Here is a 24,915-nt window from a genome sequence, read left to right as displayed (position 1 = left end):
CGTCACACCCCGTCCGGCCCAACGAGCCCGCGCGCGTACGCGGCCATCGACCGCTGATACCGGGGCAGATGCCGGGCCGGCGCCTCGAGGACCAGGGACAGCCCCTCGCGGTCGCGGCCCAGGCTCGACAGGCAGAGCGCGAGACAGGCGCGCACCGCGTCGTCCAGTTCGTCGGACGGCGCGTCCAGCTCCGGCCGCAGCAGCGCGACACCCTCCTCGGGGCGGCCGATGTTCCGCAGCGAGCCGGCCGGCTGGATCTTCGCCCGTCGCGCCTTGTACGGGCCGACCTTCCCGAGCCCGCCGTCCAGCGCCGCCCGGTACTGCTCGACCGCCTCGGCGGGACGGCCGGTGGAGTCGAAGGCGCAGCCCCGCTCGAACGGGGCCGAGCGGGCTGTCCTCGGGCAGCTCCGCCACCAGGGCGTCGATCACCGCGCGGAACGCGCGCCGCCCTCCTCGGACTCCTCGTGGTCGTCGAGCGTGGCCGAGGCGGCGGCCATCCGCTCCTCCCGGTCCTGTGCCATGCGGCCAGCCTCGCACGGGCGCCCGCACCCGGGCGCGGGATTTTGAGTGCTCGGCCCCTCTCAGCCGTATGAGAGGCGAGGGCCCCCTCGCCGGGGCTCCGTGCGGCTTGTCGCCGATGGACCTCGAGGACCGGAGGAACACATGAAGCTGACCCGACCGATGCTCGCGCTGAGCGGCGCGGCGGCGATTCTGGCGCTGGCCGGCTGCGGATCCGGCGGCAAGGGCGAGGCGGCGCCGCCGAAGGAGGTGACCGGCAGCCTGGAGCACATCGCGGCCGAGGCCAAGTGCAAGCCGAACATGCAGACCGACGCCGACACCATCCGCCAGGCGATCTGCAAGCGGGGCGGGCAGAAGTACATCCTCGCCACCTTCTCCACCGACCGTGGTCAGCGCGAGTGGCTGAACGGCGCCAAGGACTACGGCGGTTACTACCTCGTCGGCCGCAAGTGGGTGGCCGTGGGCGAGGAGAAGACGGTGGAGGAACTGCGGTCCGTGCTCGGCGGGACGCTGGAGGAGGGCTCCGAGCACATGAACCCCGGCGGCAGTCACAACAAGGGCGGCGGCCACGGCGGCGGTCATCACGGCTGACCCCCCTGGGGGCCGCTCGCAGCCGGGGGCGACGAGCGGCCCGGGGACATGACAAGAGCCGGTGGCGGGACATCCCGCCACCGGCTCCTTGTGTCTCCTGCCGGTTCCGGACTACTGGCAGTCCCTGCCGCTGTTGATGCAGTCGACCATCTCGTTCATCAGGTTCTCGTCGAAGAAGTTGATGAAGTCGTTGTGGTCGGTGATCGGCTTGTGCAGCTGGTCCGGGAAGGAGTCGATCGCGTAGGCGTTCTGCACCTGCCCGTTCTGGATCTGCGGGGCCGGGATGTCGTAGACCAGCCGGACCTGCAGCTGGGGGATGGCCTGGAAGCCGTTCGGGCAGCTGCCGTCCGCCTCGACGAAGGCGACGTGCGTGCGGTGGTTGGCGCTGTCGATGTTCTGGCCGTCCCAGCAGCTCTGGAAGAAGGACGTGCGCACCACGGAGCTGCCCTCGGGGCAGATCGGGTACTTGTCGTTCACCACGCGGTCCTCGAAGCCGGTGCAGCTCCAGTTGGTGTTGGCGTTGTTCAGGCCGTTCACGAAGGACTTGGCGTCACCGGTGATGATGCGCAGGGCGCGCGGCATCGCGACCACGTCGCTGGTCTTGTTGCCGACGAACTTCAGCTCGGCCTTGGCCGGCTCGACGATCTGGCCGACGTTGCCGTCCTGACCGCCACCGGGCTGGTCGGCGTCGATGTCGTTCTGGCCGTTCTGCAGACGGATCACCGGCCAGAAGTAGGACGACTTGTCGCCCTGGTTCTGACAGGTGGTCTCGCCGTTGGCCAGGTCCTCGTCGCTGGCGAACGCGTTGTTGGCCTGGTTGCCGACGTAGTCGTGCTGGTGCTGAGCACCGTTGGACACGCCGGGCGCCACGATCACGTTGTCCGAGTTGCGGTTCTCGTTCTGGTTGGTGCCGCAGTTGGTGGTGAAGGAACCGGTCGAACCGGTGTCACCGTTGGCGGGCAGGCCGTTGCCGTTCACACCCTGCGGGCCGCCGTTGGGCTGGACGTCCTCGATCTTGACGAAGTCCTCGGCGGAGGGGCCGTTGCCCGCCTGGCCGCCGTTGCCGCCCTGGCCGTTGTCCTGGCCGCCGCCTCCCTGGTTCTGGCCTCCGTCCTGGTTCTGGCCCCGGCCGCCGCCGTTGATGTCCGCCGGGACACCCTCGCAGCGGGCGAAGCCGCCGAGGTTGCGCGGCGCCTGGCCGCCCGCGCGGTTGATGGCGGTGCGGATGCGGTCGAGAGTGGCCGCCCGCTTGGACTTCAGCGGCCCCAGGATGGAGTTGCTGACGTAGTCCGGGTCCCCCGCCTGGGCCTGCCGCGTCTCAGCCAGTCGCTTGTAGGCGGCGGTGACCTGCTGGTCGAGCCGTGCCAGCTCTCGGGCGACTCCCCTGCGCGCGTTGCGCGGCACCTTGGTGAGCCGCTGGCCGACGTCCGGACAGTTGATCGTCGCGATCTGTGCCGCACTCGACCGCGTCCGGTTGTCGGACTCGCCCTTCTCGTGCGCCGAGGCGTAGAAGTTCGCCCAGATCAGCCCGCCCCCACCGAGCGCTAGGGCCGCCGATGCGGCTATGGCCTTGGTGGCCAGCGGCGTACGGCGTTTTCTTGTGTTGCGTCCCATGGAACTCCTCTGACTTCCTTGCGGGGCATCCCATTGCGGGGCATCGAGGCGCCCGACAGGAGTGAAGCGGCTCCCTTGAGTACGCACGCAGCACCACGGGTGTTCACCCGTCCCGCGAATCGCAGCGAAGTCCGTACGGTCACGGGGGTTTCAACACGCCCTGGAACACCGGGAGTTGCTGATCCCGTACAGGGGGTGAATCTCAGCGTCCGGTTTCCCCGTGCGTGGTCGTGATACGCGGGAACCACCGGCACGCGCGGGTTGCCGCCCGTACGGGGGCGCACGGGCCGGTTTCGTGGCGATGCCGGTGGTGTGCCGGTCGTTGGTCTGATTCGTTCCGGCCGTCCCGGACGGTTGCCGGTGCGAGCGGGCCGGAGGCGGGCGGCCTCCTCCGGCGGGCCTACGCCCCGGAGGCCGCCAGCACCTTCGCCTCCACCTCCGGGTCCAGCCCCACGGCCGGGCGGTCGGGCCGCCGCGGGGGCGTGCCGCCGATGCTCCGCAGCCATTCCCAGGTGTCGGCCACCGTCTCCCGGACGGGACGGCAGCGCAGCCCCGCCCCGACCGCGCGGGACACATCCGCGGAGTACAGGGCGCGGTACCCCTCGCTGTCGGGCGGCACCCACATCGGCAGGTGCGTCCACGGCTCGATCCCGGCGTCGAGGATCACCCGTGGGTCGGTCCAGCGCAGCTCGGCCGCACCGCCGGTGATCTCGGTGCACACCTGGAGCAACTCGCCCATGGTGGTGTGCCCCTGCGGGGACATCAGGTTGTACGGGCCGCTCCGGCCCTGCTCGGCCGCGCCGAGGATCCACTCGGCGAGGTCGCGCACGTCGACGTACTGCAGCGGCAGGTCCTGCGGCCCCGGGGCCAGGACCTGGCCGCCACGGGCGGTCCGGTTCAGCCACCAGGGCAGCCGGCCGATGTTGTCGTTCCGGCCGAGGATCAGCCCGGCCCGCACCAGCAGGGAACGGTCCTCGCCGAAGGCGCCGGCCGCCGCCAGCTCCCCGCCGCGCTTGTCGCGGGCGTAGTCGGTCTGCCCGGCGTCCGGGGAGGCGCCCTCCACCACCGGGGCCTCTTCGGTGTACCCGGCGGGCGGCGCCCAGGCGTACACCGAGCAGCTCGACACATACACGTACCGCCCGGCGCGCCCGCGCAGCAGCCGGGCCGTGTCCCGCACCGCGCGCGGAGCCCAGGACCAGGTGTCGACGACGACGTCCCAGGTGCCCGGTTCCTCGTCGAGCGGGGCGAGACCGTCCACCTCGGTGCGGTCGCCGAGCAGCTCCCGGGTGCCCGGCGGGGCCGGCCGCCGCCCCCGGTGGAAGACGGTCACCTCCCAGCCCCGCCCGAGGGCCGCCGCCACGACGGCCCGCCCCACGAACTCCGTACCACCCAGCATCAGCAGTCTCATGCCGGTGACCATGCCCGCCCGGCCGGGGCCGGGGAACGGGAATCTGCTGTCGGCAGACGATCCGGGGAAGCCCGGGGCGGCCGGAGGGACCTGCCGAGCCCCGGGGAGGCCGCGGGCAGCCCCGGGGGAGGCGTCAGCGGCCGGCCGGCGGGACGTACTTGTACCCGACGCGGCGCACGGTGTGGATGGCGCCCCGGTGGCGCGGGCCGAGCTTGCGGCGCAGCCTGGCGATGTGCACGTCCACGGTGCGGCCGTCACCGACGTGGCCGTAGCCCCAGACGGTGCCGACCAGCTGGTCGCGGGTGTGCACCCGGCCCGGATGCGCGACCAGGTGGGCCAGCAGCTCGAACTCCAGGTAGGTGAGGTCGAGCCGCCGTCCGTCGACCTCGGCGGTGCGCTGCACGGTGTCGATGCGGATCAGGGGATCCTCGACGGTGCCGTTCTCCGCACCGGCGTCGGCCGCGGGGCGGCCGTCCGGGCCGGTGCTCTGCGGGCCGGTGGCGGCCCGGGGTGCCGCGGCGGCGAGCAGCGGGGGCTGCTGGTCGGCCGGGACCAGCACCAGGTAGCCGACCATCGGCGGCTGCCCCGGCAGGGTGGGCAGGGCGTGCTGCGGTGCGGGCAGCCAGGTGGCGCCCGGCGGCAGGAGGTCCGCCACATTCACCGGCTCGTCCGGGCTGACGGCTCGCAGCCGGTGCCGGCCGCCGTGTTCGGCCGGGGTGGTGACGCGGGCGAGAGGGGCGGTGGACAGGGAACGAGTGGTCGCCATGAGAGGTCAGCTCTTTTCGCGCGTGAGAACGACGAGGGACTAACGTCGGTGCGCGCGGGCCGGAAGACCGCCGGGGTACGGCGTGAGAAAGAACCGGGTGAACGGCGTCAGCGGGCCTGCGCGATGCTCGCGCGGCAACACACCCGGTCGAAGTCGTCGTGCTGACGGGAAGGCCAGAAGGGCTCGAGGTCATGGCGACCTGTCGCGAGATTCTTCTGGAAGCTGGCCATGGCCCCATTGAAGCAGACTCGGCCCCCGCGCAGGAGCCCTCTCTCACCCACTGGACGTCCGGTGGTCCCCAACTGGCCTGTACCGCCTCAGCCCATGAGCCGTTTGCGCCAGTCCAGCGGCGCCACGATGGCCCGGTCCGGGCTGCCGTCCCACGTGGTGGAGAGCCCTTCCGCGTGCAGCGCCGCCGCCACCTCGCGCCCGACGGCCGCCGTGGTGTCCGCCGAGCCGTCGAACCCGCCGTAGTACAGCGGCAGTCCGTGGCCGGCCGCCGCGCTCTCGGTGCTCTGCTGGTGGAAGAACACGAAACCGCGTGCCCCCGGGCGCTCGGCGCCGATCTCGCTCAGCCCGCAGCCGCGGCAGCAGGTGAAGTTCTCCCGGGCGGTGATGCCGGCGGCCTCCAGTGCCAGGAAGGCCCGGGTCAGCCGCTCGGGGTCGGTGACGCCCTGCCAGGTCCGCTGCTCGGCGATCCGTGCCGCCCACAGCCGGTCGACCAGCGCGCGGGCCTGCGCCCGGGTGAGCGGTTCCAGTTCGCTGCCGACCAGGTGGTCCACGGCCGTCTCCACCAGTTCCGCCCGGGTGTCGTAGCCGCAGTGCAGCCGCTGCCGCAGCAGCTCCTCGACCACGTCGGCCGATTTCCGCGGGGGCTCGGGTGCGTCCTTCCCGGGACCGGGCTCCACCGGCGTCCATGCCACGCCCGCGTCCCAGTCCGGCTCCTGCCGCGCCCAGCCCGTCATCAGGTCGGCCACCCGGCCGGCATCGGAGAGCTCCGCGCCGAGGAGACGGGCGCCGAGCCGGTGCTCCAGGTGGTAGTTGCCGCCCGACTCGTGCCACACCTGCGCGAACACGTCCGGCAGGTCCGGTATCCGCTGCAGGACCAGCCAGCGGTCGCCCGGTCCGCCGAGCCCCAGCACCAGCTCCCGCAGCCGCTCGGCCGTGACCCGCGTGTACGTGCGCCCGTTCTCCGCCTCGGCCTCGACCGCCAGGCCCTCGTCGATCTCCATGGCCTCACGATGGCACGCCCCACTGACAACGCGAGGGGCGCCCACCGGACGGGGCGGGCGCCCCCTTCGCACGTGCGGTGCGGATCAGACCTGGCCGGCCTTCTCCAACGCGGTGCAGCAGGTGTCGACCAGCAGACGGGTCACCACGTACGGGTCGACATTGGCGTTCGGGCGGCGGTCCTCGATGTAGCCCTTGCCGTCCTTCTCGACCTGCCACGGGATGCGGACCGAGGCGCCGCGGTCGGAGACGCCGTAGGAGAACCTGTCCCACGGGGCGGTCTCGTGCAGGCCGGTGAGGCGGTCGTCGATGCCGGCACCGTAGTTCTTGACGTGGTCGAGCGGCTTGGAGCCGTCACCGAGCGCCTCGCAGGCGGTGATGATCGCGTCGTAGGACTCGCGCATCGCCCTGGTGGAGAAGTTGGTGTGCGCGCCGGCGCCGTTCCAGTCGCCCTTGACCGGCTTGGGGTCGAGGGTGGCGGCGATGCCGTAGTCCTCGGCGGTGCGGTAGAGCAGCCAGCGGGCCACCCACAGCTGGTCGGCGACCTGAAGCGGGGACAGCGGGCCGACCTGGAACTCCCACTGGCCGGGCATGACCTCGGCGTTGATGCCGGAGATGCCGAGGCCGGCCCTGAGGCAGTTGTCCAGGTGGGCCTCGACGACGTCACGGCCGAAGATCTCGTCCGAGCCGACACCGCAGTAGTAGCCGCCCTGCGGGGCCGGGAAGCCGCCCTTGGGGAAGCCGAGCGGGTAGCCGTCCTTGAAGAAGGTGTACTCCTGCTCGATGCCGAAGACCGGCTCCTGCGCGGCGAACCGCTCGGCGACCTCGGCCAGCGCGGCACGGGTGTTGGTCTCGTGCGGGGTCATGTCCGTGTTGAGGACCTCGCACAGCACCAGGACGTCGTCGCCGCCGCGGATGGGGTCCGGGCAGACGAAGACCGGCTTGAGCACACAGTCCGAGGCGTGGCCCTTGGCCTGATTGGTGGAGGAACCGTCGAAGCCCCAGACCGGCAGGTCCGCGCCCTTGGCGTCATCGGACAGGATCTTGGTCTTGGAACGCAGCTTTGCCGTCGGCTCCGTGCCGTCGATCCAGATGTACTCAGCCTTGAAGCTCACGGTCCACATCCTTCGGGGGTGGGTCTGGGCGCTAGTGCGGGTGCGTTGGCGCTGCGGCACCGGGGCGCCACGCTCTCGGTGCCCCGCAGCCTGGCAACAGGCGATTTCCCGGCCATTGCCCAGGTGTGAACCCCGTGTTACCTGAGCCTGCTGTGGGCCGGCTCACTCTGTGAGCACGACGCAAGCGGGTGTGCCGCCCGCCTGGGGCACGGCCCGCCCGCCCGCTTCGTACGGCCGTTCGCCCGGTGGTCCGTCCGGTCGTACGCAAAGAGCGGGCCCCGCCGCTCGTGGCCGTGAGCGGCGGGGCCCGCGAGAGGCGGCGGCCGGAGCCGGGGCGTGCCGACGAACCACGCCCCGCCCCCCGAACCGGGCCACCGCCTCAGGGAACTCCTGACGGCCCGGGCCTCACCCCACCTTCTCGATCAGCGCCCGGCGGATCAGGAACTTGCCGGGCTCGCGGACCTGCTCGAACGCGGCGTTGTTGAGCAGCACACAGCTTCCGGAGACGGAGGTGACCTCCACCGTGGTGGACTTGTTGTTGTCCAGGTTGGTCACCTTCAGCTTGGTGCCCGCGGGGAACTGGTTGCTGGACGCGGCCGGGGCGCCGTCCTCGCCGGACAGCGTGACCGTGGATCCCTGGCAGACCTGCTCACCGGCCGCGGCGCCACCGCCGGCCTGCTGGCCGCCGCCCGCCTGGTCGTCTCCGGCCTGCTGGCCGCCGCCGGCCTGGTCACCCTGCGCGGGCTGGGAGGGCGCCGCCTGCTGCCCGGCCTGGGAGCCCTGAGCCGACTCCCCAACCTGGCATCCGGACGCCTCCTGCTTGCGCTTGATCTCCTCGATGACCGCCTCGCGGTTGGCGATCCGCGCCTCGGACTGCGCATCGGGGTTGGCCCGCTGGGCCTCGATGAAGCGCTGGTTGTTGCCGAGCGCGGTGGCGAGGCCCTGACACACGGTCGAGTCCGCCGCCGACTTGGTGGTCGGCGTCTGCGCGGCGTTCGAGGTGTTCGCCATGACGAAGGCACCGCCACCCGCCACCGTGGCCGCGCTCAGCAGCAGCGCGAGCTTCTTCTTCGGGCCGAGAGTTCTCCTACGCGACATGCGCGCCTCCTGAAGAGGTAGGGGAGCGTACGCCGCTATGTACGAGATACCGAACGGAGTTACTCAGCGGTTGACCCAAGTCGCCGAAGTAACCTGCGTCACACGGCAGTTGGCCGTGGCCCGGGACGGCTCGCCCGGCGGTGGCGCGCCGGGCGCCGCCGACCGCGCCCCCGGTGCCACGCCTGCGTCACCGGGACAGCGCGTCGCGCACCGCCTCCTCGGTACGGGCCACCACCGCCGTCCCGTCGTCCGCGGTGATGATCGGCCGCTGGATCAGCTTGGGGTGCTGCGCCAGCGCCGCGATCCACTTGTCGCGCGCCCCGGCGTCCCGCGGCCACTCCTTCAGCCCCAGCTCCTTGGCCGCGGCCTCCTGGGTGCGTGTGATGTCCCACGGCTCCAGCTTCAGCCGCCGGAGCACCTCGCGGATCTCGTCCTCACTCGGCACGTCCTCGAGGTATCGGCGCACGGTGTAGTCGGCGCCCTCCGCGTCGAGCAGGCTGAGCGCGCTGCGGCACTTGGAACAGGCGGGATTGATCCAGATCTCCATGCGCCCCAAGGTACGCCCGCGGGCGTACCTCGGGGCGGGCTCCCGGGGCCCGCCGGTTCCCTGTGCCGCGTCCCGGGCCCGGCAGCCGCCGTCACCCGAGGGCCGCGACTCTGTCGCGGTAGGTACGGACCGGGACCGCGTCCTTGTAGGGCTCCAGCCTGCGTTCGAAGTCGCGCACGTACTCCACCGCTCGCACCGAGCGCATCTCCGCCGCCTGGCCGGCCGCCTCGGCCGCCAGCTGGCAGGCCTGGTCGAGTTCGCCGAGGCCGAGGCGGGCGGTGGCGAGGACCACCCGGCAGAACAGGCGGCTGCGCGCGTACCCGGGCGCGCGCAGATGGAGCGAGCGCTCGGCGTGCTGGGCGGCCGCCCGGAACTGCTGCAGATCCCGGTGGCAGTGCCCGAACTCGTCGGCGAGCTGTGCCTCGTCGAAGAACCGCGCCCAGTGCGGCACCTCGTCGCCGGGCCTGGCGCTCTCCAGCGCCCGCTCGGCGCGCACCAGCGCGGCCGTGCAGGCCCGCACCTCGCCCAGCACCCCGTGCCCGCGCGCCTCGGCGGCGTGCAGCAGCGCCTGCACCACGGGCGGCACGGAGCTGCCCGCGCCCTGCTGCGCCACCCGCGCCAGCTGCACCGCCTCCCGGCCGTGCCCGAGGTAGACGGCCTGCCGGCTCATGGAGACCAGGACGTAGGCGCCGAAGGCCCGGTCCCCGGCGGCCTGGGACAGCCGCAGCGCCTGCACGAAGTACCGCTGGGCGAGCCCGTGCGCGCCGATGTCGTACGACGTCCAGCCCGCGAGACGGGTCAGGTCGGCGGCGGCGGCGAACAGGCGGCGGCCGATCTGCTCCCCGTAGGTGCCGCGCAGCATCGGCTCGCACTCGTGCTCCAGATAGCGCACCAGCGCCTGCCGGGCGTGCCCGCCGCCGTAGGCGTCGTCCAGGGTGCGGAACAGCTCGCCCACCGAGCGCAGCGCGGCGATGTCGCCGCCGGTGACCCGCTGGCCGGGGGCGCGCTCGGCCGCCTGGCGGCGCCGGGAGCCGAGGTCGGCCGGGGCGGAGGGGCGGGTCGCCGGCCGGCCCTGGGCCGGGATCCGCACCGGCGGCTCGGCACGGGCCACCCGCTCGTCGGGGCGGCCGATCAGCCAGTCGCGGCTGGGGACGACGAGTCCGGCCGAGGTGAAGGCGATCTTGCGCAGCTCCGCATGGCTGCCGGAGTCCTTGCGCCACAGCCCGCTGACGATGTCCACCGCCTCCTCGGGCGTGGCGGCGAACTCCAGGCCCGCGTAGACGGGGGTGCAGGAGTCCAGCCCGAGGTCCTGCGCGGTGAGGCGGCGCCCGAGGCGGCGGGTGAACACCTCCGCGATGAGCGCCGGGGTGGTGCCGCGGGGCTGCTGCCCGCGCAGCCAGCGGGTGACGGAGGTCTTGTCGTATCTCAGGTCGAGCCCGTGTTCCAGACCGAGCTGGTCCACCCGACGGGCGAGCCCCGCGTTGGAGAACCCCGCTTCTGCGATGAGCGCGGCGAGCTGACGGTTGGGGGTGCGCTGCGCGGGTCGTTCCGTCATCTGCGGTGCGGTCTCCTGCCTTCCGGCGAACTGATGTGCGTGAACTGATGGTGATCCGGTGCTGCCGTGGATCTGATGTGCCCGTATTGCCGGTGAGCAGCCCTTATGGCGCCCCGGACGGCGCGAATGTAGCGGAGAGTAAGCAGCTGATCGCAGCGTTCGGGAGGCATTCATCCGATCGTGTGAGGATTGGCTCCTGAGGCTGACGGAGGACGTCCGGTCACGCGGACGTACAGTGGCGTGGGTGCGTTTCGTGCCTTACGACTTGCAGGGAGGCGCTTGCCGTGAGTGAGCTGCGGTTCGTCCGGATGGGGTTCGGTGCCGACGCCGTGGAGTATCGGGCGGCCTGGGAGGAGCAGCGCCGGGTGCACGCCGCGCGGTTCGCCGACGAGGTGCCCGACACCGTGCTGCTGCTCGAGCACCAGCCCGTCTACACCGCGGGCCGGCGCACCGAGGACAGCGAGCGCCCGCTGGACGGCACCCCCGTCATCGACGTGGACCGCGGCGGCAAGATCACCTGGCACGGTCCCGGCCAGCTGGTCGGCTACCCGATCCAGAAGCTGCCCCGCCCCGTGGACGTGGTGGCCCACGTGCGCCGCCTGGAGGAGGCGCTGATCCGCACCTGTGCGGAGTTCGGCCTGGAGACCACCCGGGTGGAGGGCCGCAGCGGCGTCTGGGTCCTCGGCGACCCGGTCGAGCAGCGCCCCGCCCTCGGCGGGCTCTCCCTGGACTTCGACCCGCGGCTGCACGACGAGGAGTTCGACCCGCGCCTCAACGGCCCGGAGTACGCCCCGTCCAACGCCGGCCAGCGCCGCGAGGACCGCAAGATCGCGGCCATCGGCATCCGGGTCGCCAAGGGCGTCACCATGCATGGATTCGCCCTGAACGTGAACCCGGACAACAAGTGGTTCGACAAGATCATCCCCTGCGGCATCCGGGACGCCGGGGTCGCCTCGCTCGCGAGCGAGCTGGGCCGGGACATCACCGTCGAGGAGGTTCTGCCGGTGGTCGAGCGGCATCTGCGGGACGTGCTGGAGAACGCGGAACTCAAGCCGAGGGCGATCGAGAAGACACCGGCATAGATACGGTCCGCCCGGTGTTGACAGTGGGGTCGGTACTCACCCCGGGCATTCAAATCCACGGGCGTACCCTGAAGGTCGCCGAAGAATCAATCGTTAGGGAGCCGGTCGTGTCCGCAGTCGCACCCGACGGACGCAAGATGCTGCGCCTGGAGGTCCGCAACAGCCAGACCCCCATCGAGCGCAAGCCCGAGTGGATCAAGACCCGGGCGAAAATGGGCCCCGAGTACTCGAAGATGCAGAACCTGGTCAAGAGCGAGGGCCTGCACACGGTCTGCCAGGAAGCCGGCTGTCCGAACATCTACGAGTGCTGGGAGGACCGCGAGGCGACCTTCCTCATCGGCGGCGACCAGTGCACCCGGCGCTGCGACTTCTGCCAGATCGACACCGGCAAGCCCCAGGCGCTCGACCGTGACGAGCCGCGCCGGGTGGGCGAGTCCGTGGTCACCATGGACCTGAACTACGCCACCATCACCGGTGTCGCCCGCGACGACCTGGAGGACGGCGGCGCCTGGCTGTACGCCGAGACCGTGCGCCAGATCCACCAGCAGACCGCGGACCGCGAGGGCGGCCGCACCAAGGTCGAGCTGCTGGCCCCCGACTTCAACGCGGTCCCCGAGCAGCTGGAGGAGGTCTTCTCCTCCCGCCCCGAGGTCTTCGCGCACAACGTGGAGACGGTGCCGCGGATCTTCAAGCGCATCCGCCCCGGCTTCCGCTACGAGCGCTCCCTCGAGGTCATCACCAAGGCCCGCGACTACGGCCTGGTCACCAAGTCGAACCTGATCCTCGGCATGGGCGAGACCCGCGAGGAGGTCAGCGAGGCGCTGCAGCAGCTGCACGACGCCGGCTGCGAGCTGGTCACCATCACCCAGTACCTGCGCCCCTCCGTCCGGCACCACCCGGTGGAGCGCTGGGTGAAGCCGCACGAGTTCGTGGAGCTGAAGGAGGAGGCCGAGGAGATCGGCTTCTCCGGCGTGATGTCCGGCCCGCTGGTGCGCTCCTCGTACCGCGCCGGGCGCCTGTACCAGATGGCCGTGGAGAAGCGGGGCGGCTACATCGCGGCTCAGGCGGTCTGAGGCCGGGCCGTCCGGCGCGGGGAGCGGACCGGCACTGTCAGTGCTGACCTTCCGGAACCGGACTTCCGCGGATCTAACCGTCGCGGGCCCGAGCTGCGTGTGAATTCGCGCACAAGATCCTACTCGCTGGTAATGGCCGAGAAGCGCGGCCCCGGCCGTCCTCGCAGATGAGGGCACCGGTCGGGGCCGCGCCGGCGTTCCGGGCCTGCGCACCGGGGCTTCATGGGCGTTTGACCGCCTGGTCACGCCCTGGTAACACCCGTCAGTGACAGTGGAATCACAGCACGTGCATCCCGTGCGTCACCCGGAGCCTTGACCGAGGGGGTACCTCCACCATGCAGGCCGCGCCTGTCCGCGCCACCGCCATACCGTCCTTCACCACCGCGCTGCGGGCCGTGGAGTCGCTGCTGATGAGCGGGGGCCAGCGCACCGCCCGCCGCAATGCCTGGACCTCCGTGCTCGAGGACCGCCGCCGGGCCAAGGACCGGGTGGAGGCGCAGCGGGTCCTCGAGCAGTCCCGGTCCGCCCGCCGCTGAGTCCGCCGCCGGAGCCACGTAGACTTCGTGGCATGGCGAGGAAGGAAACTGCAGCGGACGCTGCGAACCCCGGGCGACTGAAGCAGATCGCCCTGACCTACAAGATGACCCGCAGGGCCGACAAGAAGATCGGTCTTGTACTCGCGGCTGTCGGAATCGTCACCTTCGGTGTCTTCCTCGCGATCGGTTTCTTGATCGGTCACCCCATCTATCTCGGCATCCTCGGCTTCCTGCTCGCCTTCCTCGCGACGGCGATCGTCTTCGGACGCCGTGCCGAGCGAGCGGCCTTCGGGCAGATGGAGGGACAGCCGGGCGCAGCGGCGGCCGTGCTCGACAACATCGGGCGGGGCTGGACGACCACCCCCGCGGTGGCGATGAACCGCAACCAGGACGTGGTGCACCGCGCGGTCGGCAAGGCCGGCATCGTGCTGGTCGCGGAGGGCAATCCGAACCGGGTGAAGAGCCTGCTCGCCGCGGAGAAGAGGCGGATGAACCGCATCGTCGCCGACGTCCCGGTGCACGACATCATCGTGGGCACGGGCGAGGGCCAGGTGGAGCTGAAGAAGCTGCGCACCACCATGGTCAAGCTGCCCCGTGTGCTCACCGGCCCGCAGGTGACCGCGACCAACGACCGGCTGCGCGCCCTGGGCGACCTGATGAGCAACATGCCGCTGCCCAAGGGGCCGATGCCGAAGGGGATGAAGCTCCCGAAGGGCGGCCCGAAGATGCGCTGAGCCGCATCCCGGGCCGGCCGGCAGCCCGCCGGCCCGCACGACGCACCCATACGACGGTGGGGCGCCCGGATCTCTCCGGGCGCCCCACCGTCGTATGGGAAGTCCTGTGGCTGCCGGAGCACGTGCTTCCGGCTCAGAGACGGATCTCGACCGTGCCCGCGAGCCGGTCGTGCAGACCGCGGCCGTCGCGGTCCCAGATCAGGGCCGGGACCGCCAGGCACAGCAGCACCGAGCGGAGCAGGGCGCGGCCCGGGTGGACCTGGCCGGTGCCGACCTGGACGACCCGCAGGCCGAACAGGCGCTTGCCCGGGGTGAAGCCCAGCGTGCCCACGGTGAGGATGCTCAGCACCAGGAAGATCAGCAGCGCCCAGTTGCTGGTCGCCTGCCCGTAGCCGTCGGTGATCAGACCGTATGCGATCAAGACGCACAGGGACCAGTCCACCGCCAGGGCGCCGAGCCTGCGGCCCGGCCGGGCGATCGACCCCGGTCCCGACTCCGGCAGCCCCAGCTGCTCGCCCCGGTAACCCAAGTCGGCACCGGCGGCCTCCATGGCCGAGCGGGGGCCGGAGAGCCATGATCCGATTGCTTGCCTGTTGTCCACCCGTCCACGGTACTGCGCCCGGATATGACCGGGGGACGCCGGGGTGCGTCGGGGCTACCGTGGAGGACGCGCCGGTTAACTTGTGCGAAACAAATGGGTCACGCCCGAGAAATCACCCGTCCTTAGGGTCGAGCACAGCGTGTGCCACCCGCACTGGCCGCACCAACGATCTACCACCCCGGCGCAGCGGTCGGGAGTAGGAGGAGCTGGATGTTCCAGAACGCCGACGAGGCCAAGAAGTTCATCGCGGACGAGGACGTCAAGTTCATCGACGTCCGCTTCTGCGACCTCCCGGGCGTGATGCAGCACTTCACGGTGCCTGCTGAGGCGTTCGACCCCGACGAGGAGCTGGCCTTCGACGGATCCTCGATCCGTGGTTTCCAGGCCATCCACGAGTCGGACATGGCGCTGCGCGCGGACCTGTCCACCGCCCGGGTCGACCCGTTCCGGCGCGACAAGACGCTGAACATCAACTTCTTCATCCATGACCCGATCACGGGCGAGCAGTACTCGCGTGACCCGCGGAACGTGGCGAAGAAGGCCGAGGCCTACCTCGCCTCCACGGGCATCGCCGACACCGCGTTCTTCGGCCCCGAGGCCGAGTTCTACGTCTTCGACAGCGTGCGCTTCAAGACGTCCGAGAACGAGTCCTTCTACCACATCGACTCCGAGGCGGGCGCCTGGAACACCGGCGCCATCGAGGAGAACCGCGGTTACAAGGTCCGCTACAAGGGCGGCTACTTCCCGGTCCCGCCGGTCGACCACTTCGCCGACCTGCGCGCCGAGATCACCCTGGAGCTGGAGAAGGCGGGCCTGAAGGTCGAGCGCCAGCACCACGAGGTGGGCACCGCCGGCCAGGCCGAGATCAACTACAAGTTCAACACGCTGCTCGCCGCCGCCGACGACCTGCAGCTGTTCAAGTACATCGTCAAGAACGTCGCCTGGCGCAACGGCAAGACCGCCACGTTCATGCCGAAGCCGATCTTCGGTGACAACGGCTCGGGCATGCACGTCCACCAGTCGCTGTGGGCGGGCGGCGAGCCCCTCTTCTACGACGAGCAGGGCTACGCCGGCCTGTCGGACACCGCCCGGTACTACATCGGCGGCATCCTCAAGCACGCCCCGTCGCTGCTGGCCTTCACCAACCCGACGGTGAACTCCTACCACCGCCTGGTGCCGGGCTTCGAGGCGCCGATCAACCTGGTGTACTCGCAGCGCAACCGCTCCGCGGCCATGCGTATCCCGATCACCGGCTCGAACCCGAAGGCCAAGCGCGTCGAGTTCCGCGCCCCCGACTCCTCCGGCAACCCGTACCTGGCGTTCTCCGCGCTGCTGCTGGCGGGCCTGGACGGCATCAAGAACAAGATCGAGCCGGCCGAGCCGATCGACAAGGACCTCTACGAGCTGGCTCCCGAGGAGCACGCCAACGTGGCCCAGGTCCCGACCTCCCTCGGCGCCGTCCTCGACGCCCTCGAGGCCGACCACGAGTTCCTTCTCCAGGGCGACGTCTTCACGTCCGACCTGATCGAGACGTGGATCGACTACAAGCGCACCAACGAGATCGCCCCCCTCCAGCTCCGCCCGCACCCGCACGAGTTCGAGCTGTACTTCGACGTGTGATCCCCGTGGGATTCGTCTGATCCCGCCCGATCCATGTGTGATCCCATGCGATCCGTCGACGGCGCCCCGCCGCCCGGCCTCCGGGAGGCGGGGCGCCGCCGTTTCCCCCCTCCCGGCCCCTCCTGGTGTCCGGAACCTTCCCGTTCACCGGCCGTGCGAGGGACCATGGGACTGACACGGTTGTTCGAGGAAGGCGACGGGGATGTCCGAGAAGGACCCTGAGGAGCGGGAGTTCGATCTCAAGTGGGCCGACCAGGCGCAGCACAAGGAGCCCTCGGCCCGGGCTCGCATGCTGGCCGCCCGCTGGAAGCACGACCCGCCCGGCCCGGTCCCCTTCCGCGCCGACCCGGAGCACACCTCGCGGCCGCGCCGCCGCTCCCTGCGCGCGGGTCGCCGTCCCTCCGGAGCGGGCCACCGCTCCTCCTGGCGCTCCACGGTCGTGGTCCTCGGCACCATCGCCCTGGTGATCATCCTCCTGGGCTACCTCGATTTCCGGCCGTACTGAGCCGTACCGAGCCGCAGTGAACCCTGCCGAACCGTGCTGGACCGTCCGGTCTCGGCTGCCGTGACGGGGTGAGGCCGGGGCGGGGTGAGGCCGGGGCGGGCCGGTGCCGGCCCGCCCCGGCCTCTTCGCCGTGCGGTGTCAGCGGTTGTAGCGCATGAAGGCGCGGACCATGTGGCAGGTGGTGCCGGACGGGGGGTGGACCCCGATCAGTTCGGCGGTGCGGCGGATCGTCTCGTCGCGGGCCTGTTCGGGCACGTAGACGCCGGAGTCGAGGAGGGCGATGGCCAGCCGCATCGCCTTCAGACGGCGGTTGTGGGTGATGTACCACTGGCGCGGGCGGCCCGGCGGCAGCGGGCGCTTCTCCACGGGGGCGCAGGGCATCTCGAGCAGGACGGGACGCTTGGCGGTGGACTGGGTGGGCAGGGGCTTCGGCTTCAGTGCGGCAGCGGGCACAGGCATCCTCCTGTCGCGGTGAGGGCGGCCCGCCGGGGACCTCGGCGACCCCGGTGCCCGCCCTCGAACACTTCCTCAATTCTACTGCCAGGCACTGACGATCGGGGAGTGTGAGCTGCCATCAAATCCCCAGGTAGAAGGTGGTTCTGAGGGTGCGGCGCGAGGGGTCGGCGGGGGCGGTGGGATGGCCTGGAAAATCGAACACCGGGTGGCTGGAACGGGGCCGGGGTGAGGGTCGGCATCACCCCGGCCCCGAGTGATCAGGCGGCTCGCGGCACCGTTGGTTCCGGGTCCGCGATGTGGAGGGACCGGCCGGCGCCCAGGTCGGTGAGGATCGCCTCGGACGCCCGGTGGGCCGAGTGCAGGGCGCCCTGGACGGTGCTGGTGTCCCGGTGGTCGCCGCACACGTACAGGCCCGCCAGCAGGCGCACCGGGCGCCGCAGGTCGTGGGGCGGGCGCATCATCGGGACGGCCTCGGCGGTGTGATGGACGGCCAGGGTCTCCCAGCGGGCCGTCGACGTGCCGTAGAGCCGGGCCAGATGCAGGCGTACGGACGTGTCGAGGTGGGGCGTGGCGTGCCCCAGGACGGTGGAGGAGATCAGCGTGCGTCCGGCGGGGGCGCGGGTGGGGTCGACCCGGCTGATCACCGCGGTGTGGGAGACCGGGCCGCCGCGGTCGGCGTCGAGCAGGAGCGCGGCGCCGGTGCCGGGGGGCTCGTCGGTGGTGTGGTGCAGCACCGTCACCGGGTGCGCGTCGGGCACCCGCAGGCCGGGCAGCAGCTCGGCCGCGGACCGCGCGTCCGTCGCGATCAGCACCGCACGGCAGCGGAACTCGCCGTGCTCCTCCGTGACCACCGAGGTCGTCGAGACGGAGGTGACCCGGACCCCGGTGTGCACCGTGCCCGGCGGCAGGCCGCGCAGCAGCAGCTCCGGCAGCGCCTCGGCACCGCCCTCCGGCAGACACAGCCGCCCGCTCGCGAAGGCGCGCAGCGCCAGATCCGCGCACCGGCTGGAGGTGGTCAAATCCGGGTCGCACAGCAGCGCGGCCAGCAGGGGGCGCAGGAATCCGTCGATGGTGCGCGCCGGCAGGCCGCGGGCCACCAGCGCCTCGGCCGCCGTCAGTTCGGGCCGGGCGAGCAGCCGCTCCACCGGAGTACCGGCCAGCCGGGTGAAGGCGGCGCCCAGCCGGGCCTGGTCGACGGCCGTGCCCAGCGGGGCTCCGGTACGGCTCCGCGGCAGGGACACCTGCCGGCCGGGCACCGCGGCCGGCCGCCGTGGAGCGGACCCCGACCGGGGGGCGCTCGCCAGGGCGCGCACCGCATGAAGTGCGCCCCTTGCGCCCCCCGTGCCCGCCGGTACGCCGGCCCGGTGATGCCGGCCGTCGCTGTGCAGCAGGACTCCGGGGGCGAACGGGCGCAGGACCAGCCCCTCCAGCCCAGGGGCCCGCCGCAGTTCCGGATAGGCCGTGGACAGCAGCTGCCCCATCCGGTCGAGCCGGAAGCCGTCGACCTTCTCGGTCGCCATGCGGCCGCCCACCGTGGCGGCGGCCTCCAGGACCGTGGTGGTGATGCCTGCGCTGGTCAGTCGTCGCGCCGCGGCGAGTCCGGCGATCCCGGCCCCCACGACGACGACGTCCGCCTGGTACGTGGGCTCAAGCACGTGCCCCTCCTCGAGGTTGCGCGGACGCTGGAGGGGTCATGCCCTCAACACGCCCAAGGAATACCCGAGTTCTGCTCGAGGTTAGAGGCGTGATCGGGCGCCGGGGGTCGCGCATCGACGGGGGCACGGGCGCACGACGGTCGCACGGATGTACCCGTACGGCCGTCGTGGGTCACATCCGTCCCGGCGCACGGCGCCCCGTCCCGGCCCGGCCCGGCGTCCCGCTCCTGCTCCGCACGGCGGGCCCGGTTCCTGCTCCGCACGGCGGGCCCGGTTCCCGCTCCGGCCGGCGCCGTCAGGATCGCCTCACAGCGCCGCCCGGATCGCCCCCTCGATGTCCGGGAAGGCGAACCGGAAACCGGACTCCAGCAACCGCTTCGGCACCACCCGGGCACTGCCCAGCACGTCCCCGGCCATCTCGCCCAACACCGCGCGCAGCACCGGCGCCGGCACCGTGAACACCGCCGGCCGGCGCAGCACCCGGGCCATCGCCTCGGTGATCTCACGGTTGGTGAGCGGCTCGGGGGCGGTCAGATTGAACGGCCCGGACAGGTCCTCCCGGTCCAGCAGATGCCGCAGCGCTGCCACCTCGTCGTGCAGGGCGATGAAGGACCAGTACTGGCCGCCGTCGCCCAGCCGCCCGCCGAGCCCGGCCCGGAACAGCGGGAACAGCCGCCCCCAGGCCCCGCCCCCGCGCGCCACCACCAGGCCCGTCCGGGCGAACACGGTCCGCACGCCCGCCTCCTGGACCGGCGCCGTCGCACCCTCCCACTCCACGCACACCCGTGGCAGAAAACCCTCCCCGGGCGGCGCGCTCTCGTCGACGATCCGGTCGCCGGTCTCGCCGTAGTAGCCGATCGCGCTGCCGTTGACGAACACCCGCGGCCGGACCTCTGCCGGCAGCCCCGCGACCGCCTCGGCCAGCGCGGCCGTACCGCGCACCCGGCTGGTGCGGATCCGTGCCTTGTACTCGGGCGTCCACCGCCGGTCGCCCACCCCCGCCCCGGCCAGATTGACCACGGCCGCGCAGCCCGCGAGCCCGTCCGCGTCCACCGTGCCCCGCTCGGGATCCCAGCGGACCTCGTCCGCCGCCCGCGGCGCGCCCCGCACCAGACGCACCACCCGGTACCCGTCCGCCGTCAGGGACCGCACCAGGGCGCTGCCGATGAGACCGGAGCCGCCGGCCACCGCGATTCGGGAAGCTTCCATGGCCCTCATCCTGCCCGGCGCCCGAGGAAAAGCACGTGGGAGAGGCGCGGCGGGGTAAGAGGAGGTACGCCCCGGCGTGCCGGGCACGCGGCACGGCGGAAAGACGCCAGTGCGCGAAAAGCGGATGAGACGCCGTGACGCCCCTTCTACAGTGACGGCCATGCCCGAGCCGCTGATACGCACCGCCCGCCCCGACGACGAGGCGGAACTCGCCCGCCTCGACCGTGACACCTGGTCACCGCTGCACGCGGTCACCCCGCGGCCCCGGCCCCCGTACCCGCCGTTCTTCCGCGAGGACGCCGGGCCCGGTGACCATTTCGTCGCGGAGCACGACGGCCGCATCGTGGGCTATGTGCGCCTCGGGTATGCCTCGTCCCTCCCGTCCAACGCGCACGTACGGCAGATCCGCGGCCTCGCGGTCGCCGAGGAGGCCCGCGGCAAGGGCATCGGCCGGGCGCTGCTGCGGGCCGCCGTGGCCGACGCCCGGGAGCGCGGGTTCCGCCGCATCACCCTGCGCGTCCTCGGGCACAACGCGCCCGCCCGCGCCCTCTACGAGTCCGAGGGGTTCGTCGTGGAGGGTGTCCAGCCGGAGGAGTTCTTCCTGGACGGCGCGTATGCCGACGACGTGATGATGGGACAGTCGCTGCTCCCGGAGACCCAGCAGGCCCGGCGCTCGGGCGCCCGGGCGAGGCCGGGCGAGCGCGCTACGAGGTGACCAGCTCGCCCGTGTCCACCGGCGCCGTCGCCCGCTCCGCGCGCCGTGCCTCGTCGGACACCTCGTCCGCCGTCAGCACATAGCCGGTCTCGGCGTCCGAGGTGGAGCGGGCGAACACCACGCCGTACACCCGCCCGTCGGTGGTCAGCAGCGGGCCGCCGGAGTTGCCGGGGCGGACCGTGGAGCGGATCGAGTAGATCTCGCGGGTGACCGTCCCGTCGTTGTAGATGTTCTGGCCCCTGGCCTGCACCCGGCCCGCGACCGTGGCCGCCTGCAGATTCAGGTCGCCGTCCTGCGGATACCCGGCGACCACCGCCGAGTCGCCCCGGTGGGCGTCCTGTTCGAACCGCAGCACCGGCGCCCGCAGACCGGGCACGTACAGCACCGCCACGTCCGTCTGCGGGTCGAACAGCACCACCCGCGCCCGGTACGTCCGGCCCACGCCGCCCACCCGCACCGTCGGCTCGTCGATCCCGGCCACCACATGCGCGTTGGTCATCACACGCTCCCGCGCGTACACGAAGCCGCTGCCCTCACGGCCCTGGGTGCCGGCGACACCCTCCACCTTCACCGTGCTGCGCTGCGCCGCCCTGGTCGCCGCCGGGGTGACGCTGTCCCCGGAGGGCTCGGCGACCTCGGCGGTGGACTCGCTCTCGAACGGGTTGAACACCTGGGGGAAGCCCGCCTCGGTCAGCGCGGAGGTGGCGCGGGAGAACCACGCCGGGGTGGTGTCCGGCATGGCGTCGTGCACCGCGCCGAGCACCCGCGAGTCCCGGATCGCCGAGGTGATCAGCGGTGACGAGGAGACGGCGAGCACCGACGCGGCCACCCAGGCCACGATCAGCACCGCCACCGAGTTGGCCACCGCCCCGCCGATGCCGTCCGCCACCCGCAGCGGGCCCCGGTCCAGCTCCCGCCGCAGCCGCAGCGCGAGCCGCCCCGCCAGCTCGTGGCCCACCGCCGCCGGCACCAGCACCGTCACCACGGCGGTCAGCGTCGCCCTGGTGGTGCCCGGCGTGACCAGGTCCATCACCCACGGCAGGATCCACACGCCGACCACCGCACCGCCCACGAACCCCGCCAGCGACACACAGCCGGCCACCAGCCCGCGCCGGTAGCCGGAGGCCGCGTAGGCCAGGACGACCAGCGCCAGCAGGATGTCGAGCAGTTCCACGCACGTCGCCTTTCTCTCGGGCCGGCACGTCCCGCGCGGGAGCGGCCTACGGGACCTCTCATACGTGGGGGAGCGGCCCTGTGATCAGCCACGCGCGCGGCCGGCCGCCGGACGGGCGGCCTCACACGCATGCACACGGGAAAACGACGCGCACCCGGACGATGGTTCCACCAGGTGGCAGAACACACATCGCGGGCGGCGGCGATGGGACTCACAGTGGTCCCATGCGTTTCGTCAGGAGATCACGGGGGGAGCGAAGACCCCGCGCCTCCCGGATATCCGGCGGGCCCGGCACGGGCACCGGCACCCCGGGGCTGCCGCGGGCCGTCACGGTGACGCTGGGCTGTCTGCCGGGGGCCGCCGCGGCCGCCGCGCTGGTGCTGTGCGCGTACGGCGTGGAGGACGCCGCCGGGCGCCCGGCCGGCGCCACCGGCCCCGCCCCGCCCGCGTTCACCGCGCCCCGCCCGCCGATCCAGCCCCGCTCGGTCTGGCTGGCCAGCGCGCAGCGCGAGCAGCCGCCGCCGCGCTACGACGACGAGGTCGTCGCCGTCTTCATCCACCACACCGACTCGCCGAACGGCTACGACTGCGCCGACGCGCCCGGCATCATCCGCTCCCTCTACGAGGGGCAGACCGTCGGCCGCGACTGGGACGACCTCGGCTACAACTTCGTCGTCGACCGCTGCGGCACCATCTACGAGGGCCGAGCCGGAGGCGTCGACCGGCCCGTCACCGGGGCGCACACCCAGGGCTTCAATCACCGCACCACGGGCATCGCCGCGCTCGGCACGTTCACCGCCGGGGTCGAGGTGCCGCGGGAGATGCTGCAGTCCATCGCCGCGGTGGCCGCCTGGAAACTCGGCATCTCCGGCACCGACCCGCGCGGCGAGGTGCGGCTGGTCTCCAGCAACGGCGGCAGCCGGTACGCGGCCGGCACCACCGCCACCCTGCCCGCCCTCGCAGGCCACAGCGACGGCTACATGACCGACTGCCCGGGCGCCGCGCTGCACGCCCGGCTGCCCGAGATCAGAGCGCTCGCCGCCCGCCTCCAGGGCCGGCCCGCCGCCGTTCAGGCGGTGCAGGGCGCCGCCGGCCGGGCGGGCGACGGGCGCACCGCACCGCCGTCACCGGCGGGCGGCACAGCAGCAGAACCGAGGTGGGGCCGATGAACACCGGCAACGACCCGCGTCCCCGAAGTACCGGCTGGGCGGACGTCCTGCGCGGGCCGTGGTCGGCGCTGTGCGCCGCGGCGGCCGTCGTCCTGGGCCCGGCGGCCCATACGGCGTCCACCCTCATGCAGGCCAATGCCGCCCCGCGCCATCAGGCGCTCGCCGGGGACCGGGGCAAGGCGGGCGCGGGCGCTCTGGGCGGCGGCCCGCATCCGGAGGACGGGCGGCGGCCCGCACCGGGAGGGGGCCGTGCGCCCGCTCTCCGCGCCCCTGCATCCGGCGTCTCTTCGCGCCGGTGCCGTCCGCCCCCGTACCCGTGCTGTCCGTCCCCGTTCCTCAGCCGCGGAAGCGGGACCACAGGCGGGGATAGCGCTCGGCGAGTGCGGCGTCGTCCTCGAAGTCGATCGGGGTGCCGGCCGGCTCCGCCGGTGCGGGCGGCAGCTCCAGATCGGGCGCCGGGATCCCGGTGAGCTGCTCGTACGCCTCGTCCGCTGCGTAGCCGAGCTCCTCGCCGTCGCCGTCGATCTCCTCGTCGAAGTCGTCGAGCAACTCGGCGAGCTCGTCCGGGTCGTCGTGCAGCGCGCCCTCGAACACCTCGCGGCCCTGACCGATCAGCCAGCAGCGGAAGGAGTCGAACGCGTCGTCGCTGGCGCCGTCCAGCAGCACCCAGGCGGCGCCCCACAGGTCCCAGGTGTAGGCGCGGTGATAGCGGGACTCGAAGTGACGGGCGAAGTCCAGCACGGACTCCGGGTCCAGCTGCACCAGCCGCTCCACCAGCAGGTCGGCCTGCTCCTCCGGGTCACCCCCGGAGTCCTCGCGGGCGGCGTCGATCAGCTCCCAGAACTGCGCTTCGTCCATCACGGCTCCAGCATCGGCCCTGGGGACCGGGGACGCACCCGGAGTGCAGGGATCGGATTGCCGGATGCGCCAGTGAGGTTCACCGGGGACGGTACAGCTCGGCCAGGCGGGCCGCCTGAGCGGCGAAACGCTCGCGCAGGCTCTCCGGGGCGAGCACCTCGACCTCCGCGCCGAGTGCGGTCAGTTGGGTGTGGGCGACCTCCTCGGACTCCACCGGCAGGGTCAGGGTCACCCAGCCGTCCTCGTCCGGCTCGTCCGCCGCGGCCAGGGCCTCCCGGGCGGACATCGGGTCCACGGCGTGCGGCAGCCGGCGGGTGCCCTCCTCGGACAGGCGTATCACGACCTCGGCGCGCAGGATCGAGCGGGCGAACTGCTCCGCCCGCTCCTCCCAGAACGCGGGCAGGTCGAAGCCGGCCGCGCGCTCGAAGCGGTCCTCGCCCGGCTCCACGGAGGTGAAGCGGTCGATGCGGTAGACGCGGTAGGACTCGCGTCCGGCGACGCGGGCGCAGAGGTACCAGACGCCGGCCTTCAGCACGAGCCCGTACGGCTCCAGCTCGCGCCGCACCTCGTGCTCGCCGCGGCGGTAGAGGGCGGTGATCCTGCGGTCGTCCCACACCGCGTCCGCGACGGCCGGCAGCAGCTCCGGTGTCTTCGGCTCGCGGAACCAGTTCGGCGCGTCGAGGTGGAACCGCTGCGCGGCGGTACGGGAGGCGTCCCGCAGGGACGGCAGCAGCGCGGCCGACACCTTCAGCCGTGCCGCCGAGGCGGCGTCCTCCAGTCCCATCTCCCGCAGCGCGGCCGGTACACCGGAGAGGAACAGCGCCTCGGCCTCGCTGCGCGCCAGCCCGGTCAGCCGTGTCCGGTACCCGCCGACCAGCCGGTACCCGCCCGCCCGCCCGCGGTCCGCGTACACCGGCACCCCCGCCTCCGACAGCGCCTGCGCGTCCCGGGTCACCGTGCGCTCCGACACCTCCAGCTCCCGCGCAAGCTCGGCGGCGGTCATCGAGGCGCGATTCTGCAGCAGCAGCACCATCTTGATCAGCCGAGCAGCCCGCATACCCCCATCATGCCGCCCCCCTCCGACA

25 protein-coding genes and 1 pseudogene are annotated in these 24,915 nt (G+C 72.5%); 9 read left to right on the top strand and 17 right to left on the bottom strand.

The window, feature by feature from the left end; genetic code table 11:
- Window positions 1–2: 2 nt before the first annotated feature.
- Window positions 3–521, bottom strand: a pseudogene (locus HCJ93_RS15500) (tetratricopeptide repeat protein).
- A 142-nt stretch (window positions 522–663) separates the two neighbouring features.
- Here HCJ93_RS15500 and HCJ93_RS15495 point away from each other — a divergent pair.
- Complete coding sequence (locus HCJ93_RS15495; RefSeq protein WP_167996295.1) at window positions 664–1,110, top strand: hypothetical protein; 447 nt, start codon at window positions 664–666, stop codon at window positions 1,108–1,110.
- Window positions 1,111–1,221: 111 nt separating this feature from the next.
- Here the strand turns inward: HCJ93_RS15495 and HCJ93_RS15490 are convergent, their stop codons facing one another.
- The 9 genes from HCJ93_RS15490 to HCJ93_RS15455 form a co-directional block, all read right to left on the bottom strand.
- On the bottom strand, window positions 1,222–2,724 hold the full coding sequence (locus tag HCJ93_RS15490) for a DUF1996 domain-containing protein (protein ID WP_167996294.1): 1,503 nt from the start codon (window positions 2,722–2,724) through the stop codon (window positions 1,222–1,224).
- 400 nt (window positions 2,725–3,124) lie between these two features.
- Window positions 3,125–4,132 carry an NAD-dependent epimerase/dehydratase family protein gene (locus tag HCJ93_RS15485; protein ID WP_167996293.1) on the bottom strand — a complete coding sequence of 336 codons (1,008 nt, stop codon included), beginning with the start codon at window positions 4,130–4,132 and terminating at the stop codon, window positions 3,125–3,127.
- A 133-nt stretch (window positions 4,133–4,265) separates the two neighbouring features.
- On the bottom strand, window positions 4,266–4,898 hold the full coding sequence (locus HCJ93_RS15480; protein ID WP_167996292.1) for a winged helix-turn-helix domain-containing protein: 633 nt from the start codon (window positions 4,896–4,898) through the stop codon (window positions 4,266–4,268).
- Between the two features lie 107 nt (window positions 4,899–5,005).
- On the bottom strand, window positions 5,006–5,128 hold the full coding sequence (locus HCJ93_RS29870) for a hypothetical protein (RefSeq protein ID WP_277350726.1): 123 nt from the start codon (window positions 5,126–5,128) through the stop codon (window positions 5,006–5,008).
- A gap of 87 nt (window positions 5,129–5,215) precedes the next feature.
- A complete protein-coding gene (locus HCJ93_RS15475) occupies window positions 5,216–6,130 on the bottom strand; it encodes a DUF6891 domain-containing protein (RefSeq protein ID WP_167996291.1) in 915 nt (304 codons plus the stop codon).
- An 84-nt stretch (window positions 6,131–6,214) separates the two neighbouring features.
- Window positions 6,215–7,243 carry a glutamine synthetase gene (glnII, locus tag HCJ93_RS15470; RefSeq protein WP_167996290.1) on the bottom strand — a complete coding sequence of 343 codons (1,029 nt, stop codon included), beginning with the start codon at window positions 7,241–7,243 and terminating at the stop codon, window positions 6,215–6,217.
- A 405-nt stretch (window positions 7,244–7,648) separates the two neighbouring features.
- On the bottom strand, window positions 7,649–8,341 hold the full coding sequence (locus HCJ93_RS15465) for an SCO2207 family protein (protein WP_167996289.1): 693 nt from the start codon (window positions 8,339–8,341) through the stop codon (window positions 7,649–7,651).
- Between the two features lie 187 nt (window positions 8,342–8,528).
- Window positions 8,529–8,888 (bottom strand): arsenate reductase family protein, encoded by a 360-nt coding sequence (locus HCJ93_RS15460; protein WP_167996288.1) that lies wholly within the window; start codon window positions 8,886–8,888, stop codon window positions 8,529–8,531.
- Window positions 8,889–8,979: 91 nt separating this feature from the next.
- Window positions 8,980–10,443: an NsdA family TPR-like regulatory protein gene (locus tag HCJ93_RS15455; RefSeq protein ID WP_167996287.1), complete on the bottom strand. Its 1,464-nt coding sequence runs from the start codon at window positions 10,441–10,443 to the stop codon at window positions 8,980–8,982.
- 284 nt (window positions 10,444–10,727) lie between these two features.
- Between HCJ93_RS15455 and lipB the strand changes: the two genes are divergently transcribed.
- The 4 genes from lipB to HCJ93_RS15435 all read left to right on the top strand — a co-directional run bounded on the left by lipB (window position 10,728) and on the right by HCJ93_RS15435 (window position 13,868).
- Window positions 10,728–11,525 (top strand): lipoyl(octanoyl) transferase LipB, encoded by a 798-nt coding sequence (gene lipB / locus HCJ93_RS15450; RefSeq protein ID WP_167996286.1) that lies wholly within the window; start codon window positions 10,728–10,730, stop codon window positions 11,523–11,525.
- A gap of 107 nt (window positions 11,526–11,632) precedes the next feature.
- Window positions 11,633–12,598 carry a lipoyl synthase gene (gene lipA, locus HCJ93_RS15445; protein ID WP_167996285.1) on the top strand — a complete coding sequence of 322 codons (966 nt, stop codon included), beginning with the start codon at window positions 11,633–11,635 and terminating at the stop codon, window positions 12,596–12,598.
- Between the two features lie 335 nt (window positions 12,599–12,933).
- Entirely contained in the window at window positions 12,934–13,134 is a 201-nt protein-coding gene (locus HCJ93_RS15440; RefSeq protein WP_167996284.1) for an SCO2195 family GlnR-regulated protein, read from the top strand.
- 32 nt (window positions 13,135–13,166) lie between these two features.
- On the top strand, window positions 13,167–13,868 hold the full coding sequence (locus HCJ93_RS15435) for a DUF4191 domain-containing protein (protein ID WP_167996283.1): 702 nt from the start codon (window positions 13,167–13,169) through the stop codon (window positions 13,866–13,868).
- Between the two features lie 133 nt (window positions 13,869–14,001).
- Here HCJ93_RS15435 and HCJ93_RS15430 read toward each other — a convergent pair whose 3' ends face one another.
- Window positions 14,002–14,469: an RDD family protein gene (locus tag HCJ93_RS15430; protein ID WP_167996282.1), complete on the bottom strand. Its 468-nt coding sequence runs from the start codon at window positions 14,467–14,469 to the stop codon at window positions 14,002–14,004.
- A gap of 210 nt (window positions 14,470–14,679) precedes the next feature.
- Here HCJ93_RS15430 and glnA point away from each other — a divergent pair, with 210 nt between their 5' ends.
- Window positions 14,680–16,089, top strand: coding sequence for a type I glutamate--ammonia ligase (glnA, locus tag HCJ93_RS15425; RefSeq protein ID WP_167996281.1), 1,410 nt, complete (start codon window positions 14,680–14,682; stop codon window positions 16,087–16,089).
- Window positions 16,090–16,291: 202 nt separating this feature from the next.
- The gene (locus HCJ93_RS15420) at window positions 16,292–16,594 is read left to right on the top strand and encodes an SCO2583/SCO2584 N-terminal domain-containing protein (protein ID WP_167996280.1); all 303 of its coding nucleotides are present in this window, start codon (window positions 16,292–16,294) and stop codon (window positions 16,592–16,594) included.
- A gap of 138 nt (window positions 16,595–16,732) precedes the next feature.
- Here HCJ93_RS15420 and HCJ93_RS15415 read toward each other — a convergent pair whose 3' ends face one another.
- The 3 genes from HCJ93_RS15415 to HCJ93_RS15405 form a co-directional block, all read right to left on the bottom strand.
- Window positions 16,733–17,047, bottom strand: a complete 315-nt coding sequence (locus HCJ93_RS15415; protein ID WP_167996279.1) for a hypothetical protein — start codon at window positions 17,045–17,047, stop codon at window positions 16,733–16,735.
- A gap of 260 nt (window positions 17,048–17,307) precedes the next feature.
- Complete coding sequence (locus HCJ93_RS15410) at window positions 17,308–18,705, bottom strand: NAD(P)/FAD-dependent oxidoreductase (protein ID WP_167996278.1); 1,398 nt, start codon at window positions 18,703–18,705, stop codon at window positions 17,308–17,310.
- Window positions 18,706–19,011: 306 nt separating this feature from the next.
- The gene (locus tag HCJ93_RS15405; RefSeq protein ID WP_167996277.1) at window positions 19,012–19,914 is read right to left on the bottom strand and encodes a TIGR01777 family oxidoreductase; all 903 of its coding nucleotides are present in this window, start codon (window positions 19,912–19,914) and stop codon (window positions 19,012–19,014) included.
- Between the two features lie 160 nt (window positions 19,915–20,074).
- Between HCJ93_RS15405 and HCJ93_RS15400 the strand changes: the two genes are divergently transcribed.
- Complete coding sequence (locus HCJ93_RS15400) at window positions 20,075–20,629, top strand: GNAT family N-acetyltransferase (protein WP_167996276.1); 555 nt, start codon at window positions 20,075–20,077, stop codon at window positions 20,627–20,629.
- On the opposite strand, the gene HCJ93_RS15395 is transcribed toward HCJ93_RS15400, so the two are convergent.
- On the bottom strand, window positions 20,619–21,803 hold the full coding sequence (locus tag HCJ93_RS15395) for a MarP family serine protease (protein WP_167996275.1): 1,185 nt from the start codon (window positions 21,801–21,803) through the stop codon (window positions 20,619–20,621). The genes HCJ93_RS15400 and HCJ93_RS15395 overlap by 11 nt on opposite strands.
- Window positions 21,804–22,135: 332 nt before the next feature.
- Between HCJ93_RS15395 and HCJ93_RS15390 the strand changes: the two genes are divergently transcribed.
- Complete coding sequence (locus HCJ93_RS15390; RefSeq protein WP_309141418.1) at window positions 22,136–22,972, top strand: peptidoglycan recognition protein family protein; 837 nt, start codon at window positions 22,136–22,138, stop codon at window positions 22,970–22,972.
- Window positions 22,973–23,308: 336 nt separating this feature from the next.
- On the opposite strand, the gene HCJ93_RS15385 is transcribed toward HCJ93_RS15390, so the two are convergent.
- Complete coding sequence (locus tag HCJ93_RS15385; protein ID WP_167996273.1) at window positions 23,309–23,830, bottom strand: DUF4240 domain-containing protein; 522 nt, start codon at window positions 23,828–23,830, stop codon at window positions 23,309–23,311.
- A 79-nt stretch (window positions 23,831–23,909) separates the two neighbouring features.
- Complete coding sequence (locus tag HCJ93_RS15380; RefSeq protein ID WP_167996272.1) at window positions 23,910–24,887, bottom strand: helix-turn-helix transcriptional regulator; 978 nt, start codon at window positions 24,885–24,887, stop codon at window positions 23,910–23,912.
- Window positions 24,888–24,915: the final 28 nt, after the last annotated feature.

Origin of the sequence: Streptomyces composti (genome assembly GCF_012034205.1) — a bacterium.
In the GTDB taxonomy this organism is placed as follows: Bacteria; Actinomycetota; Actinomycetes; order Streptomycetales; family Streptomycetaceae; genus Streptomyces; species Streptomyces composti.
The sequence above is the reverse complement of the archived record's forward strand: the minus strand, read 5'-3'. Positions and strand labels throughout refer to the sequence as shown.

Bases quoted from the DNA above. Each gene is read 5' to 3' on its own strand.
- HCJ93_RS15495 (WP_167996295.1), top strand. From the start codon at position 664: ATGAAGCTGACCCGACCGATGCTCGCGCTGAGCGGCGCGGCGGCGATT.
- HCJ93_RS15490 (WP_167996294.1), bottom strand. From the start codon at position 2,724: ATGGGACGCAACACAAGAAAACGCCGTACGCCGCTGGCCACCAAGGCC.
- HCJ93_RS15485 (WP_167996293.1), bottom strand. From the start codon at position 4,132: ATGAGACTGCTGATGCTGGGTGGTACGGAGTTCGTGGGGCGGGCCGTC.
- HCJ93_RS15480 (WP_167996292.1), bottom strand. From the start codon at position 4,898: ATGGCGACCACTCGTTCCCTGTCCACCGCCCCTCTCGCCCGCGTCACC.
- HCJ93_RS29870 (WP_277350726.1), bottom strand. From the start codon at position 5,128: ATGGCCAGCTTCCAGAAGAATCTCGCGACAGGTCGCCATGACCTCGAG.
- HCJ93_RS15475 (WP_167996291.1), bottom strand. From the start codon at position 6,130: ATGGAGATCGACGAGGGCCTGGCGGTCGAGGCCGAGGCGGAGAACGGG.
- HCJ93_RS15465 (WP_167996289.1), bottom strand. From the start codon at position 8,341: ATGTCGCGTAGGAGAACTCTCGGCCCGAAGAAGAAGCTCGCGCTGCTG.
- HCJ93_RS15460 (WP_167996288.1), bottom strand. From the start codon at position 8,888: ATGGAGATCTGGATCAATCCCGCCTGTTCCAAGTGCCGCAGCGCGCTC.
- HCJ93_RS15455 (WP_167996287.1), bottom strand. From the start codon at position 10,443: ATGACGGAACGACCCGCGCAGCGCACCCCCAACCGTCAGCTCGCCGCG.
- HCJ93_RS15440 (WP_167996284.1), top strand. From the start codon at position 12,934: ATGCAGGCCGCGCCTGTCCGCGCCACCGCCATACCGTCCTTCACCACC.
- HCJ93_RS15435 (WP_167996283.1), top strand. From the start codon at position 13,167: ATGGCGAGGAAGGAAACTGCAGCGGACGCTGCGAACCCCGGGCGACTG.
- glnA (WP_167996281.1), top strand. From the start codon at position 14,680: ATGTTCCAGAACGCCGACGAGGCCAAGAAGTTCATCGCGGACGAGGAC.
- HCJ93_RS15420 (WP_167996280.1), top strand. From the start codon at position 16,292: ATGTCCGAGAAGGACCCTGAGGAGCGGGAGTTCGATCTCAAGTGGGCC.
- HCJ93_RS15405 (WP_167996277.1), bottom strand. From the start codon at position 19,914: ATGGAAGCTTCCCGAATCGCGGTGGCCGGCGGCTCCGGTCTCATCGGC.
- HCJ93_RS15400 (WP_167996276.1), top strand. From the start codon at position 20,075: ATGCCCGAGCCGCTGATACGCACCGCCCGCCCCGACGACGAGGCGGAA.
- HCJ93_RS15385 (WP_167996273.1), bottom strand. From the start codon at position 23,830: ATGGACGAAGCGCAGTTCTGGGAGCTGATCGACGCCGCCCGCGAGGAC.
- HCJ93_RS15380 (WP_167996272.1), bottom strand. From the start codon at position 24,887: ATGCGGGCTGCTCGGCTGATCAAGATGGTGCTGCTGCTGCAGAATCGC.